The organism is Acinetobacter amyesii, assembly GCF_002018365.1.
Classification (GTDB): Bacteria; Pseudomonadota; Gammaproteobacteria; order Pseudomonadales; family Moraxellaceae; genus Acinetobacter; species Acinetobacter amyesii.
This window is the reverse complement of sequence record NZ_MVKX01000011.1, coordinates 1-14,525: the sequence shown is the minus strand read 5'-3', so window position 1 is coordinate 14,525 and position 14,525 is coordinate 1. Positions and strand designations below refer to the sequence as shown.

Sequence of the window (14,525 nt, the reverse complement as noted above, 5' to 3'; positions counted from 1 at the left end):
CCAACTCGTTAAAAATTGTGCATTTTGTACGTTTTTAAATTATTGCGAAGCTACTCTGCAGCGTAAGTATTAGAGTCACCCATGTAAGTGGGATTGAACGAATTAGATAGAAATGGGAATAAAGCTTTGAGCGATCTTTTTAAGAATGCCGTGTTGTGGCTGGTTATCCTAGGCGTGCTGGTTTTAATCTTCAGCAACGTCAGTGACCGCAATCAACCGACCGCGATGAACTATTCTGAGTTCGTGGCAGCCGTAAATGCGGGTCAGATTAAACAAGTCACCATTGATGGCGAAAGAATTCGTGGCGAAAAATCAAACGGTTCAGAGTTTGAAAGTATCCGTCCTGCGGTTCAAGATCCTGAACTTATGCCGAACCTGATCAAGAACAATGTTGTTGTTGAAGGTACAGCGCCACAGCGTCAAAGTATTTTGATGCAACTTCTGATTGCAAGTTTCCCTGTTCTTTTAATCATTCTGTTATTCATGTTCTTTATGCGCAACATGGGTGGTGGAGCTGGTGGTAAGAATGGCCCAATGAGTTTTGGTAAGTCAAAAGCAAAAATGCTGTCTGAAGACCAAATCAAAGTGACATTTACTGATGTTGCGGGCTGTGATGAAGCTAAACAAGAAGTTGTTGAAATCGTTGACTTCCTAAAAGATCCATCTAAGTTCAAACGACTTGGTGCAAGCATTCCGAAAGGCGTGCTTATGGTTGGTCCTCCGGGTACGGGTAAAACTTTACTTGCTAAAGCGATTGCGGGTGAAGCGAAAGTACCTTTCTTTAGTATTTCGGGTTCTGACTTTGTTGAAATGTTCGTGGGTGTGGGTGCGTCTCGTGTCCGTGACATGTTTGAACAAGCAAAGCGTCATGCGCCATGTATCATTTTCATCGATGAGATCGATGCCGTTGGTCGTCACCGTGGTTCAGGTACAGGCGGTGGTAATGATGAGCGTGAGCAAACATTAAACCAAATGTTGGTTGAAATGGATGGCTTTGAAGGCAACGAAGGTATTATCGTCATTGCTGCAACAAACCGTGCTGACGTATTGGATAAAGCTTTACTTCGTCCGGGTCGTTTTGACCGTCAAGTGATGGTATCTCTACCGGATATTAAAGGTCGTGAGCAAATCCTGAATGTACATTTGAAAAAATTACCTTCTGTGACTGGTGTGGATGTTAAAGTCTTGGCACGTGGTACACCGGGCTTCTCGGGTGCTCAGTTGGCTAACCTTGTAAACGAAGCGGCACTGTTTGCTGCACGTCGTAACAAGAACACGGTCGATATGCATGACTTTGAAGATGCAAAAGACAAGCTTTACATGGGTCCTGAACGTAAATCGATGGTGATTCGTGAAGAAGAACGTCGTGCGACGGCTTATCATGAAGCAGGTCATGCGATTGTTGCTGAAATCTTGCCGGGTACAGACCCTGTGCATAAAGTGACAATTATGCCGCGTGGTTGGGCACTGGGTGTGACTTGGCAGTTGCCTGAACATGACCAAACTAGCCATTACAAAGACAAAATGTTGAATGAACTTTCAATTTTGTTTGGTGGTCGTATTGCAGAAGAAGTCTTCATTAACCAAATGTCGACTGGTGCTTCAAATGACTTTGAACGTGCAACGAAAATGGCACGTGCAATGGTTACTAAATACGGTATGTCCGATAAAATGGGCGTCATGGTTTACGAAGATGATTCACAGCAGTCATTCATGGGTGGTTTAGGAAGTCGTGTGATTTCTGAAGCAACTCAGCTTGAAGTTGACCGTGAAGTTCGCCGTATTTTAGATGAGCAATATAAAGTTGCTCGTGATATTCTTGAAAATAACAAAGATATCGCTCATGCCATGGTGAAAGCATTGCTTGAATGGGAAACCATTGATCGTGATCAAATCCGTGACATTATGGAAGGTCGCGAACCTCAACCACCAAAAGTGTACATTGCTGAAAATCCAGTGATTGATGTAACACCAACGGATGGTCCAGATGTTCCACCACCATTGCCGTCATTGCCAAAAGCATAAAATTTTAAAACCACCTTCGGGTGGTTTTTTTATATGAAAATAAATGCATGTGAGCGAAATGCAGAGCAAACTTAGCGTTAAAATAAGCACTGCAAAATCTGGGATGTGTAATATGAAGTTGGTGTCTTTGCCTAATAAAATTTTAAATTGTGGTAATTTGCAATTAGATTTGTCTCAGCCACATGTGATGGGGATTTTAAATGTCACACCGGACTCTTTCAGTGATGGTGGCAAACATAATGGTAAAGACCAAGCTATAGCACATGCCTTACAAATGATTGCGGATGGCGCGACAGTGATCGATGTCGGTGGTGAGTCAACACGTCCAGGCGCATCTATTGTTGAGGTTGAAGAAGAAATTCGACGGGTGGTACCCGTCGTTGAGGCCTTATCCAAACACAATGTGGTGATTTCTATCGATACCTCGCAACCTGAGGTGATTGAGGCAGCGGTTCAGGCAGGTGCGCATATCTGGAATGATGTACGTGCATTAACTCGGCCGAATGCCTTAGAAACCGCTGCAAAACTGAATATTCCAGTGATCATTATGCATATGCGTGGCGAACCCACCACGATGAATAATCTAGATCAGTATCAAGATGTCGTGGCTGATGTCATCGATGAATTAAAGCAACGTGTGCAAGATGCATTAGACGCAGGTGTCCGTGCAGAAAACATTATGATTGATCCGGGTTTCGGCTTTGCTAAAAATGCGCAGCAAAACTTAAAGCTTTTACAGCAATTCTATCAATTGAGTGACATGGGCTATCCGATCCTGTCTGCATTATCTCGTAAGCGTTTTATCGGTGAGGCACTTGGCGGTGCAGATGCACAAAATCGCGCTGTAGGATCGGTTGTAGCGCATTTACTCAGCATTCAACAAGGTGCATGTATGGTTCGCGCACATGACGTCAAAGCGACGGTAGATGCGATACGTGTTTGGCAAGCCATGCAGAATGCGGTGTAATTTGAAAAATACTAAATCCCAATAAATTTGGTGAATTGTAGTATTTGTGTTATATAAGCGCCCTGAATGTTTTGTGATAGAGTTTCGTATGTTTGCAGATTTACTGCTACCCATGTTTGATGATGAATATTACCCAGATGTGTTGGTTGCAGAGGTGAAGTTATTGGTTGTTCAATTTGCGAAGAAAATTGCAAAAGCAGATTTAAGTTCAACTGATATCTACCATTTTGCCAATGAAACGGTTGCACAGCTCAATAAGATGAAACCTCAATTTGAAGATTTAGATTCGTCTTTGGATGATACAGCTGCAGATTATATTGCAGAAGCCATGATGATGGTGCTGCAAGATGAAGGCCATATGGATATTGAAATGGAAGAGTTGGTTGCTAACCGAGAATGGTAATTGAACTTTAAAAAAAAGCCCTGTAGTGACAGGGCTTTTTTGTGTCTAGGGATTTATAAAATTATTCAGAATTGTCTATAAAATCTTTAAACGATGATTTGATCGATACTGAAAGTTTCTGTTCTTCTTGCATGGCTTGTAGGTGAAGGGTGCAGTAATACGTTTGATGCTCTGTTTGTTTTAAAGATTGTTGATAAGACCAAAATGCCAGTTGGCGAAGCTTTTGTAGTTTTACTCGTTCAATGGCGCTGCTTTCAGGTTTATAAAATAATTCAGTAAATACACATAAAAACAGACTGAAAAAAAGTCCGCAGAGACTGATGAGGTTTAATACATCTGTTTGTAGATACTTAAAGTTTATAGCGAGGATAAGTGTGAATCCCCCAAGGAGATACAGTTGTATTTGCAGACGTTGAACTGCGGACTTACTGCTAAAACGTGTTTGATAATGTGCATACCAGACATAGCAATAGATCAAAGGAAGAATAATCAATACACCAAGATTGAACGCCATTTTGGGGTCGTGTATTGAAAATGCCGTTGAAAGCATATGCCCAAGTACAGCGCTGCCAAGTGAGATAAAAAGTATCAGGCAAAAGCTAAAGATTAAAACAGGTGCAGTGGGTGTGAGATTGATAATTTTAAAATGCGCAAACAGCAACCGTTGATAAAAAGCATCGGGATGCTTGAGTTGTAGTGCAGGGAGATCAAAATCTGAAGGTATTGGCATTGAATAATAATAGATTTATAAATTTTAGGCATAAAAAAACCAGCAAATTGCTGGATCTTTTATTGCACCAATCTTAGAAGTATAAGAATGGTGCCCGAGGCCAGACTCGAACTGGCACGCTTTGTGGGCGGGGGATTTTAAATCCCCTGTGTCTACCGATTTCACCACTCGGGCATGTGCGCAATAATAGAGGACGAAATGGAGCTTGGCAAGTGTATTTGATGGTGTTTGTTTTAAAATCAATCAATTCATGCATATAAGTTGAAAATATTCAAAAATATTGATGTATTGAAGGACTTTTTAAGCTGTAATTGAAAGTTTATTGCACTTCATTAACGCTGACTTATTTCATTAACTCATCAAGATAATGTTCAACATTTTGGTGTTTTAGCTTTTTACACAGCTGATTTTCCTGATGTAGCATTTGTATGTGCAAATTTTGGAACTGTGTAAAGCGCTCAGATAACTGTTTATGATGTGCTTGATTTGGATTACTGAGTGTCAAACGTAATTTTGCTTTAAGCATTTGTTTATACGACCAATAAGCAATACGACGTGTCTCTTGCAGAAAATAGTATTCTTGCGTGTTACTTCCACCTTTGAATAGATTTTCTTTATAAAAACGCACGAAGCCGAAACTCATGGCGAAAAAGAACAATACAGATTGAACGAAGGTGCTTTGTAAAAAGGCGATATTGAGTAACTGTAATAAAATCACGATCGCAAGTCTGAACGGCGTATTCTTCAAACTTTGATACAGGGACATTGAACTGTGCTTAATTTGCTTGATGACTAAGGGCACAACCAGCATGAAAAACAACATAATACTTAGTACAGCAATACCATGAGCTCGAAACTCACTCATTTCTGGAAAATACAGTTGCACTGCATGTCCAATACTCATGCTCAAAGAAATAAAAATCATCGCCGCCAAAACCCAAGGAATAAGCTCTTTGAGTTCGTCTAAAATGCCTTGAGTTTTCAGTTGGCTATAAAATAAATAATTATGTTTAAAGGCTGCTGGATATTGCTGTTTCAGTTGTTGAAGGTAAAGAGCAGCCTGTTTCTTTTGAGCCATATTGTGACGTTAGTATTAAAGCGTGAAAGTAATATAGTTGATTTCGATATTTTTGACATAATTTTTTTCTAAATTATGTTGTATATCTGAACATTATAAGAGAAAACGCAATTTCTATAGCGAAGGTCGCAGTTTTCATGCTGCTTTTATGCGAAAATACATACTTATTGAATATTAAGTTTTTATAGGCAGTTTATGACTGATCACTCTCCTGAAACATTAAGCGATATCGAAATTCTAGACATTCTTCAGTCGATGAAATCAGATGTTTTAAATACTGAAGCAAATGAAGTGATTCGTAGTGGGGGAAAAGCTGGTCGTCAAGAAGCACACAAACAAGCTTTGGTAAAATTAAATCAAGCATTTGAAGATAAATTTGTTGAAGCTGTGACTTTAGCTTTAGGCTTAAATGAAGGCCAAAGTAAAAAAATCCGCTACAAAAAAGATCGTATCCGTATTTTGAAAGTTCGTGGTATCGATTATTTAGCAATTGATGGTGCTGAAACTGCACAAGTATTGTCACAAGTTGCACAAGCAATTGTACGTGAAGACGCAACGGTGACTCATGACCTGCATAATATTTTCCCATTTTGGAAAGAAGGCTGGCCAATGGTGCAATTCGACAATGTTTATAAAATTTTAGAAGATGACATTCGCATTCATTATGAAGCAGTTCTAGAAGCATTAATTTCAAAGCATTAATCACTACAAATGAACCTGTGAGTGTAAAGCACTGGCTAGTTCTGTATTGTTAAGCATAAAAAAGCACCTGATGGTGCTTTTTTTATCTTTAACTTTTTAAGTTAAGATCGAATAAAACGGAAACATTCCAAAGATCAGACCTGCTGCTAACATGACAAAACACGTGATTACAGCCCAGATAATGGTAAATTTTTGATGTTGTCCAAACTCGATCCCCGCAAGTCCACAGAGTAAATAGGTCGAAGGGACAAGCGGTGAGAGTAGGTGTACAGGTTGCCCTACGATCGAGGCACGTGCCATTTCTACAGGTGCAATTCCATAATGAGCGGCAGCATCGGAAAGAATCGGCAATACCCCAAAATAGAAAGCATCATTCGACATAAAGAAAGTCATTGGCATACTAATGACAGCAGTAATCGGTGCTAAATAGGGACCCATACTTTCAGGGATAATTGCCACTAGTTCTTTAGACATGGCTTCTACCATGCCTGTTCCGGCTAAAATTCCGGTAAAAATACCTGCAGCAAAAATGATACCGACCACATTTAAAGCACTACCTGCATGATGTGCGATTAACTTTTTCTGCAAGTCGACATTTTTGTAGTTGACGACTAGCGCAATACACAAAGCCACCATGAATAAAATAGGCATAGGTAAAATACTGAAAACCAGACAAATCATCAAAATGACGGTTAACAGTGCATTGAACCAACGTAGATCTGCGCGGTTGGCTTCTGGATTGTCTGAGATTTGAATGTTTTCACCATGGCTGATATCCAATTGGACAATTCCCAGACGCTTTCTTTCCATTCGACCATACATGGTTCCCAAAAAGTACAACCAGCCGATGGCAAATAGCATCGGTAAAACCATCGGAACAAAAACATCACTTGGGTCGACATGAAGTGCACTGGCGGCGCGGGCTGTAGGCCCACCCCATGGCGTAAGGTTCATAATGCCGCTAGAGAGCATAATCAAACATGCCATAATCAATGGGCTCATACCTAAGCGCTTATAGAGTGGCAGCATGGCAGCAACACAGATCATATAGGTTGTAGAACCATCTCCATCTAAAGAGACAATTAACGTCAGGGTAATGGTTCCAAGGACGACTTTTAAGGGATCACCTTTGACCATTTTTAAAATAAATTTCACCGAAGGGTCGAACAATCCGGTATCAATCATGATGGCAAAATACAGAATTGCAAAAAGCAGCATGATGCCGGTCGGTGCAAGTTTTTTTACACCTTCAATCATCATGTCGCCAATTTCATTTATCTGTATGTATGACAAGCTGTCAAAATAAAAACCAAGTAACCACGCAATCAAGGCAAAAAGAAGGGGAATTAAAGTCAGTGCGACAAGTGGGCTTAAGCGTTTCGTCATGATCAAATACATAAAGCACAAGATCATGCCCAAACCGAGTACGGTTAACATGGTTCATTCCTTTGAAATATAAAGCTGTTTTTAAATCCAAGGGCAGAGCATAAAGAGAAATTTCATCAGTCAAAACAAAGGTGAGAAAATGTGAAATACATCACTATTTTAATGAAAAATAGTCATTAATAATGAAGGTATTAGGGAAGAGGGATTTTTTGATTTATTTTAATTTTTATTCAAAAAAAGTGGTCTGTTTACATTTATTCAACATCTGTAGAGAACTGTAAGTGCTGTGCAGATCCAGTTTGATCACAACAAATGCGCTTAAGCAAAAATAGACAGTAGCGTCCGAATCGGCCAACTAAAAAATCGAAACCAAAAAATTAACGGATTATAAAAAAACAGACCAAAACGCATAGTTTCGTCATATTGTTGTCTGCCACGTTCATAGGGATAAGGCGTTAAAAACCAAGCAGTGACGATCAGTGCAACACCGAGCAATAGAAATAAAGGTTGTGGATGAGCTTTGAAAAAATAATAGATCAGATAAGCCCCAGTATAAAAACTAAAGCAAGTCAAAATCGCTTTAAGTGAAAAAGACATCTTCGTATTCCATCGTATTTATATTTTATTGTTTTAGAAAAAAGAAGAATCGAATTAATCCGATTCTTCTGGTGTATCAAGTTCAGTTTCAGCCTGTTGTAAGCGGGTCACTAATAATTGGTCAATTTTAAAGTGGTCTACATCCACAACTTCAAATTTGTAGCCATGATAGGTAACAAAGTCCGCTGGACGTGGAATTTTACGTAGTTTAAACATCATAAAGCCCGCAAGGGTTTCATAGTTTTCTTCATCCGGCATTTCATCTAGAGCGAGTGCATGTTTTAGATCTTCGATTGGTGTACTGCCATCGATGAGCCAAGAATCCGCATCACGTTTAATAATTTGTTGTTCTGCTTCAATCGGTGTTACCCAGTCGCCCATCACGGTAATCATAATGTCGGAGAGGGTAATAACGCCGACAACCAACGCATATTCGTTAATTACAACGGCAAATTTTTCTTTGGTTGAACGGAAACGATCGAGTAATTCGGACAGTGTTAAAGTATCTGGAATCGTGAGGACATTACGAATGGTATTTTCGTTGAGTTGTAAAAGTGACTGATTGTTCAAGATACGAACCAAAATATCTTTGGCATCGACATAGCCAATCACGTCATCAATATTTTCACTACAGACCAAAAACTTCGAATATGGAAATTCAGCGAGTTTTTGACGAATACTGGCTTCTGATTCTTTGAGGGTAAAGTACACCACATTTTCACGTGTGGTCATACTTGAAGGGACATTACGTTCTTCCAGTTCAAATACGTTTTCAATAAAATGGTGTTCTTGTTTTTGAAGTACACCAGCTTGAGCACCGGCATCCATCACAGCTGAAATGTCGTCAAAGGTAATATTGTCATCACGTGTTGTATTCACTTTGAATAAACGAAACAACAAATTGGCAATGGCATTAATCACCCACGCCATTGGCTTACACACTTTAATAAAGATTTGAATCGGGTCAACAACAGCAACGGCAATTTTTTCAGGTGCGATCATCGCCAAACGTTTTGGCATCAAATCAGCAAATAGAATGAATAAGGAGGTGACTAAAGTAAACGACAGGGTGAAACCAATGGTTTCAGTCCACGGGCCCTGATAAAAACGGGTCACTAAGGTTATGAAATAAGGACGAAATGCACCTTCACCCAAAATACCGCCGAGAATTGCCACGGCATTTAAGCCAATTTGTGATGCGGCGAAAAAGTCTGCTGAGTTGGCTTGTAAGTCAAGCACACGTTGTGCACGTGAATCTCCAGATTCAGCCAAAATTTTAAGCTTTACTTTTCGTGCACCCGCGAGGGCAATTTCTGTTAAGGATAGAAAACCCGCACCGACGATCAGGAGAATAATAATGACTATATTTTGGAAAAGGCTCACGAATACACCTGTTTGTGATTCATTCTATTTTTCTGTATTTCTAACACAAAAATGGGCAAGGTAGTAGTCTTAACTACTACCTATATAGTGACAGTATACGTTTGAATTAATAAGGAATTAAAGAATTAATTACTGATACTGTGAAAACTGAGAGTTATTCATTAAGTATTCGCGGTTTTCTTCTTCAATCATTTGACGTGCAACATACAAAATAAGTTGACGTAACCAGCGATGAGCAGGGTGATGATGAAGTAAAGGACACCATGCCATTTTTAATTCAAATTCAGGAATATAGAATGGTGGATCACGAAGTAATAGGTTTTGACTTTTGGCTTGAAGGCGAGCAATACGGCTTGGCAGAGTCGCAACCAAGTCAACATTCGATGCCAATAAGCCTGGCATTTGATAATGACGGGTGAAAACTGAAATTTTACGTTTTTGGCCAATACGTTCTAAGGCTTGATCAATCCACCCTAAACCCGCTTGTTTTTCTGGATTGACACCAAAACCCACACCCATACCTGTTTTAGATACCCAAATGTGTTGTGCATCTAGATAGCTTTTCAGGTTTAAATTATTTGCAGCAGGGTGTTTGGCATTTAAAAGGCATGAAAAACTGTCACGCCAGACCAAAACTTGGTGGAAACTTTGCGGAATTTCATTAAAGCGGTTAATCGCCAAGTCGACTTTACCTTGTTCCATATCTCGATAAGACACATCACTAGGCGTTAAAAAATCGAGAACCACATTGGGTGCTTCTGAGCGCAAAGCTTTTACTAGGCGCGGCACCAGTGTTGCTTCAGCATAATCTGAAGTCATGATGCGGAAGACACGATTTGAAGTGTAAGGTCGGAACTCGGTACGGGGTTCTAAAATCATCGAAAGGTCAGAAAGTGCATCACGGATACGTGGCTGTAATTCAAGCGCACGTTCTGTAGGTGTCATACCTTCTGAAGAACGAATAAGAAGTGGATCATTAAATAAGTTGCGTAGACGACGTAAAATATTACTCATCGCAGGCTGAGTTACACCCAGTTGCTCGGCAGCACGAGTCACATTTTTTTCACGAAGAAGTACATCAAGATAAATTAATAGATTGAGATCGACCCGCTCCAGATTCATAAAATAAATACCGACAATAAAATCATGAAATTTATCTGATTATGCCATAACTACTAAGGCTTGTGTAAAAAATGGATGAAAAAATGACGTGTACTTTTGTACTAAAATTCAGCAGTTTTAAGACAAATTTGCTGAAGTTGTAGCACATACTTCTTAAATACTTATTACCTGTTTAGACCGATATTTTTAAAGTGAATGAAATAAAAATACGGAGCAATTTTGTTTATGTGATGCGATGTTCATAAAACAAAAAAATTAGATGAAATATCTCATTTGCATGATCATTTGAAGACAGAATAACCAAGTATTTAGCTTGGTAAATTTGGGCAAAAATGGCGTAAAAAATGCTGTTTTTTTTAAAAGTGAATGCTCAGTCGACTTAAGTCTAATGAAGAATAATTCATCAAAATGTTTGAAAAATAGACAAAAAAATTAGCAAAATATATTAATAAAAGTATTTAAATACAAATACTTATAAATATTGGTTAATTATTATAATACGACTTTAATCTACATATTTTTTAAATAAATACTGAAAATTAATGCAGAATATTGGATTAATTTTTTTAGTCAATCTACTCTGTGTCTATCGCAACGAAGTGTTCTAAATCTGAACAATCATTCGAGGGTATGATTTTAGCCTTACGTTGCAGAAAAATCCTAATATTATTACAGGAACATATCATGTCTACATACTTAACAGCGATTGATGCAATCCGTGAATTAAAAGCAAAATTCGGAAGCACTTGGCGCGATATTAGCCCAGAAGATGCTGCACGTATGCAAATGCAAAACCGTTTCAAAACTGGTTTAGACATTGCGAAATATACAGCTGCTATTATGCGTCGTGATATGGCTGCTTATGATGCTGATTCTAGCAAATACACTCAATCATTAGGTTGCTGGCACGGTTTCATCGCACAACAAAAAATGATTGCGAACAAAAAATACTTCGGTACAACTGAACGTCGCTATATCTACCTTTCAGGTTGGATGGTTGCAGCTCTTCGTTCAGAATTCGGTCCACTTCCTGACCAATCTATGCACGAAAAAACTTCAGTACCTGCATTGATCGAAGAAATCTACACTTTCCTACGTCAAGCTGACGCGAAAGAATTAAACGACTTGTTCCGTGCGCTTAAAAAAGCAAACGAAGCTGGTGATACTGCTAAAGCTGCTGAAATCACTGCTCAAATCGACGGTTTCCAAACTCACGTTGTGCCAATTATTGCGGACATCGACGCTGGTTTCGGTAACGAAGAAGCGACTTACTTACTAGCTAAGAAAATGATCGAAGCGGGTGCTTGTGCACTTCAAATCGAAAACCAAGTATCTGACGCTAAACAATGCGGTCACCAAGCTGGTAAAGTTACAGTTCCACACGAAGACTTCATCGCGAAAATCCACGCTCTTCGCTATGCATTCTTAGAAATGGGTCTTGACGACGGTATCATCGTTGCTCGTACTGACTCTGAAGGCGCTGACTTGACTCAAAAAATCCCAGTGGTTAAAGAGCCAGGCGACATCGCTTCTCAATACATCAGCTACTTAGACACAACTGAAATTGACATTTCAGAAGCTCAAGAAGACGAAATCCTAATCAAGCGTAACGGTAAACTTCACCGTCCAAAACGTCTTGCTTCTGGTTTGTACCAATTCCGTCCAGACACGCAAATCGACCGCGTTGTACTTGACTGTGTATCTAGCCTTCAAAACGGCGCTGACCTTCTTTGGATCGAAACTGCGACTCCAAACGTTGAAGAAATCGCTCACATGGTTAACCGTGTTAAAGAAACAGTTCCAAATGCTAAGCTTGTTTACAACAACTCGCCTTCATTCAACTGGACTTTAAACTTCCGTCAACAAGCTTACGACCGTTGGGTTGCTGAAGGTAAAGACGTTTCTGCTTACGACCGCGCTAAACTAATGAGCGCTGAGTACGATGCTACTGAATTAGCTGCTGATGCTGACGAAAAAGTACGTACATTCCAAGCAGATGCTTCTCGTGAAGCTGGTGTGTTCCATCACTTGATCACACTTCCGACTTACCATACAGCTGCTCTTTCTACTCATGAGCTTGCTCAAGGTTACTTCGGCGACCAAGGTATGCTTGCTTATGTAGCTGGCGTTCAACGTAAAGAAATCCGCGGTACGATCTCTTGTGTTAAACACCAAGCAATGGCTGGTTCTGACATCGGTGATGATCACAAAGAAATCTTCTCTGGTGACAACGCTCTTAAAGCGCACGATGATGCTAAAAACACAATGAACCAATTCGCTGCTCACTAAGCACTGAACTGATTCAAAAAAAAGCCCAGCGAAAGCTGGGTTTTTTTATGGCTTTAAAATTTTGTTAAATCCATTTACTGACATGTATCGATATAAAAAAGCAGGGCATAACCCTGCAAATAGAGTGGGACAGCCTTTATTTAAGGCAACAGGATAATTAACCAAGTAAAAAAGATAATTGCTAATGCAACGAATTGAGCGGCACTTCCCATATCTTTAGCAATTTTAGAAAGTGGATGCTTGTCTAAAGATACGCGGTCGACAACGGCTTCAATGGCAGAGTTGAATAATTCAACAATCAAGGCAAATAAACACACCACCACCATAAGGGCATGTTCAGCACGACTGACATCGAGAAAACAACTGGTGGGAATAAGCACCATATTCATCCAGACAATTTGTCGAAATGCAGCTTCATTTTGATACGCAGCTTTGAATCCGTCGAGGGAATATTGCGTTGCATTTAATATTCGTTTAAGTCCAGATTTACCTTTAAACGGGGAAATTTCACTCATAGCACTGTACAGACGTATAGATTTAAAAACTGGCGAAAATATAGCATGCCAAGCTTAAAGTTTTCTTGCATTCAGTTTTTATTTTATTGAGCATTAAAATTTAGGATGATTTACATAAGCCTGTATCAAGTTAGTGCTATGTTTATCCAGTATTAGACTTAAAATTTGCCTGAATTTCAGGCACAATACAGGCGTTTAAAATTTTTAATTTTGAAGCCTTTGCTTCATTGCATGAAATAATAAAAGTGATATAGGTCAACAATGAAAAACTTTAGTTTTGCTGTGCTTGCAGCAACACTTTTAACCAGCCAGTTTGTCAGTGCAGAGCCGGCAGTTATTCAAACGGAAATCAAAACGAATGTGACACAGCCCATGGGATTTTATCCTTTCCAAGTGGGTGCATATAAAGTCATTGCTTTAAAAGATGGGACACTCGAATTAAGTCCTGATTTGTTTAAACAAAATTTAACTCCAGAAGAAGTTAGTGCTTTATTCCAGAAGCTTGCAGTTGATCAGAGCAAAGGCATACAAACCAGTGTCAATGCCTATCTGATTGATGATGGACAAGGCGGCATCAGTCTTGTTGATAGTGGTGCAGCCAGTTGTTTTGGACCAAACTTAGGTTCTATTGCACAAAATATTGAAGCGGCTGGCTATAAGCTTAATCGTGTACGCAGTGTTTTCTTAACCCATTTACATCCAGATCATGCATGTGGTATTGCAAAACAAGGTAAGGCCGTATTTCCGAATGCAACGATCTACGTCAATGAACAAGAAAGTCAGTATTGGTTAAGTGAAAGCACCGTCGATACTTTAGCTGCTGAAAAGCGTGACGGTTATTTAGCGACCGTTGCGAAAATTAAAGCTGCGATTGCGCCTTATCAAACCATGCGGAGTTTTAAGACTTTTAGCGTTGGTTCTGTGATTAATGGATTAGAAGTACTACCGAGTGTTGGACATACACCGGGACATTATTCTTTTATCTTAAAATCGCAAGCTAAAAGTTTTGCTATCCTCGGCGATGTGGTTCATTCCTATCATTTACAGTTTGAACAACCCAAATTATCTGTCGATTTTGATGTCGATCCGGTCAAAGCCAGTGAAACTCGTTTAGCAATTTTTAAACGTTTTGCTCAAGAGCAAACCTTTGTTGCATTTGCACATTTACCATTTCCGGGTATTGGTAAAATAAGTGAAATGAATGATGGTCAGTTCCGTTGGAACCCGCTAAATTTAGCTCCGACAGCTCCGACAGCTCCGACAGCTCCGACAGCTCCGACAGCTCCGACAGCTCCGACAGCTCCGACAGCTCCGACAGCTCCGACAGC

Annotated in this window: 12 protein-coding genes, 1 tRNA gene and 2 pseudogenes; 7 read left to right on the top strand and 8 right to left on the bottom strand. The window is 39.6% G+C overall.

Translation table 11 applies throughout. The annotated features are described in order from the left end of the window. Nucleotides 1-126 precede the first annotated feature (126 nt). From ftsH to B1202_RS14600, 3 genes are all read left to right on the top strand, one after another. A complete protein-coding gene (gene ftsH / locus B1202_RS14610) occupies nt 127-2,025 on the top strand; it encodes an ATP-dependent zinc metalloprotease FtsH (protein ID WP_078191443.1) in 1,899 nt (632 codons plus the stop codon). A gap of 112 nt (nt 2,026-2,137) precedes the next feature. Beyond that, the gene (folP, locus tag B1202_RS14605) at nt 2,138-2,992 is read left to right on the top strand and encodes a dihydropteroate synthase (protein WP_078191442.1); all 855 of its coding nucleotides are present in this window, start codon (nt 2,138-2,140) and stop codon (nt 2,990-2,992) included. 88 nt (nt 2,993-3,080) lie between these two features. After that, nucleotides 3,081-3,395, top strand: coding sequence for a DUF5713 family protein (locus tag B1202_RS14600; protein ID WP_078191338.1), 315 nt, complete (start codon nt 3,081-3,083; stop codon nt 3,393-3,395). Between the two features lie 61 nt (nt 3,396-3,456). Here B1202_RS14600 and B1202_RS14595 read toward each other — a convergent pair whose 3' ends face one another. The 3 genes from B1202_RS14595 to B1202_RS14585 all read right to left on the bottom strand — a co-directional run bounded on the left by B1202_RS14595 (nt 3,457) and on the right by B1202_RS14585 (nt 5,203). Beyond that, nucleotides 3,457-4,125 (bottom strand): hypothetical protein, encoded by a 669-nt coding sequence (locus tag B1202_RS14595; RefSeq protein ID WP_078191337.1) that lies wholly within the window; start codon nt 4,123-4,125, stop codon nt 3,457-3,459. 88 nt (nt 4,126-4,213) lie between these two features. Continuing rightward, nucleotides 4,214-4,299: transfer RNA gene (locus B1202_RS14590), tRNA-Leu, on the bottom strand. A gap of 169 nt (nt 4,300-4,468) precedes the next feature. Then, a complete protein-coding gene (locus tag B1202_RS14585; RefSeq protein ID WP_078191336.1) occupies nt 4,469-5,203 on the bottom strand; it encodes a hypothetical protein in 735 nt (244 codons plus the stop codon). A 195-nt stretch (nt 5,204-5,398) separates the two neighbouring features. Between B1202_RS14585 and B1202_RS14580 the strand changes: the two genes are divergently transcribed. Continuing rightward, a complete protein-coding gene (locus tag B1202_RS14580) occupies nt 5,399-5,905 on the top strand; it encodes a hypothetical protein (RefSeq protein ID WP_078191335.1) in 507 nt (168 codons plus the stop codon). A 96-nt stretch (nt 5,906-6,001) separates the two neighbouring features. Here B1202_RS14580 and B1202_RS14575 read toward each other — a convergent pair whose 3' ends face one another. The 4 genes from B1202_RS14575 to B1202_RS14560 form a co-directional block, all read right to left on the bottom strand. Beyond that, complete coding sequence (locus B1202_RS14575; protein ID WP_078191334.1) at nt 6,002-7,342, bottom strand: CitMHS family transporter; 1,341 nt, start codon at nt 7,340-7,342, stop codon at nt 6,002-6,004. Nucleotides 7,343-7,609: 267 nt separating this feature from the next. Beyond that, nucleotides 7,610-7,888, bottom strand: a complete 279-nt coding sequence (locus tag B1202_RS14570; RefSeq protein WP_078191333.1) for a hypothetical protein — start codon at nt 7,886-7,888, stop codon at nt 7,610-7,612. Between the two features lie 54 nt (nt 7,889-7,942). Continuing rightward, nucleotides 7,943-9,271 (bottom strand): hemolysin family protein, encoded by a 1,329-nt coding sequence (locus B1202_RS14565; protein ID WP_078191332.1) that lies wholly within the window; start codon nt 9,269-9,271, stop codon nt 7,943-7,945. Between the two features lie 129 nt (nt 9,272-9,400). Further along, entirely contained in the window at nt 9,401-10,393 is a 993-nt protein-coding gene (locus B1202_RS14560; RefSeq protein WP_078191331.1) for a LysR family transcriptional regulator, read from the bottom strand. Nucleotides 10,394-11,077: 684 nt separating this feature from the next. Here B1202_RS14560 and B1202_RS14555 point away from each other — a divergent pair. After that, entirely contained in the window at nt 11,078-12,682 is a 1,605-nt protein-coding gene (locus B1202_RS14555; RefSeq protein WP_078191330.1) for an isocitrate lyase, read from the top strand. 140 nt (nt 12,683-12,822) lie between these two features. Here the strand turns inward: B1202_RS14555 and B1202_RS14550 are convergent, their stop codons facing one another. Next, nucleotides 12,823-13,197, bottom strand: coding sequence for a diacylglycerol kinase (locus tag B1202_RS14550; RefSeq protein WP_078191329.1), 375 nt, complete (start codon nt 13,195-13,197; stop codon nt 12,823-12,825). A 261-nt stretch (nt 13,198-13,458) separates the two neighbouring features. Here B1202_RS14550 and B1202_RS14545 point away from each other — a divergent pair. After that, nucleotides 13,459-14,301 (top strand): annotated as a pseudogene (locus B1202_RS14545) (MBL fold metallo-hydrolase); the annotation flags it as partial. A 132-nt stretch (nt 14,302-14,433) separates the two neighbouring features. Further along, nucleotides 14,434-14,525 (top strand): annotated as a pseudogene (locus tag B1202_RS16640) (hypothetical protein); the annotation flags it as partial.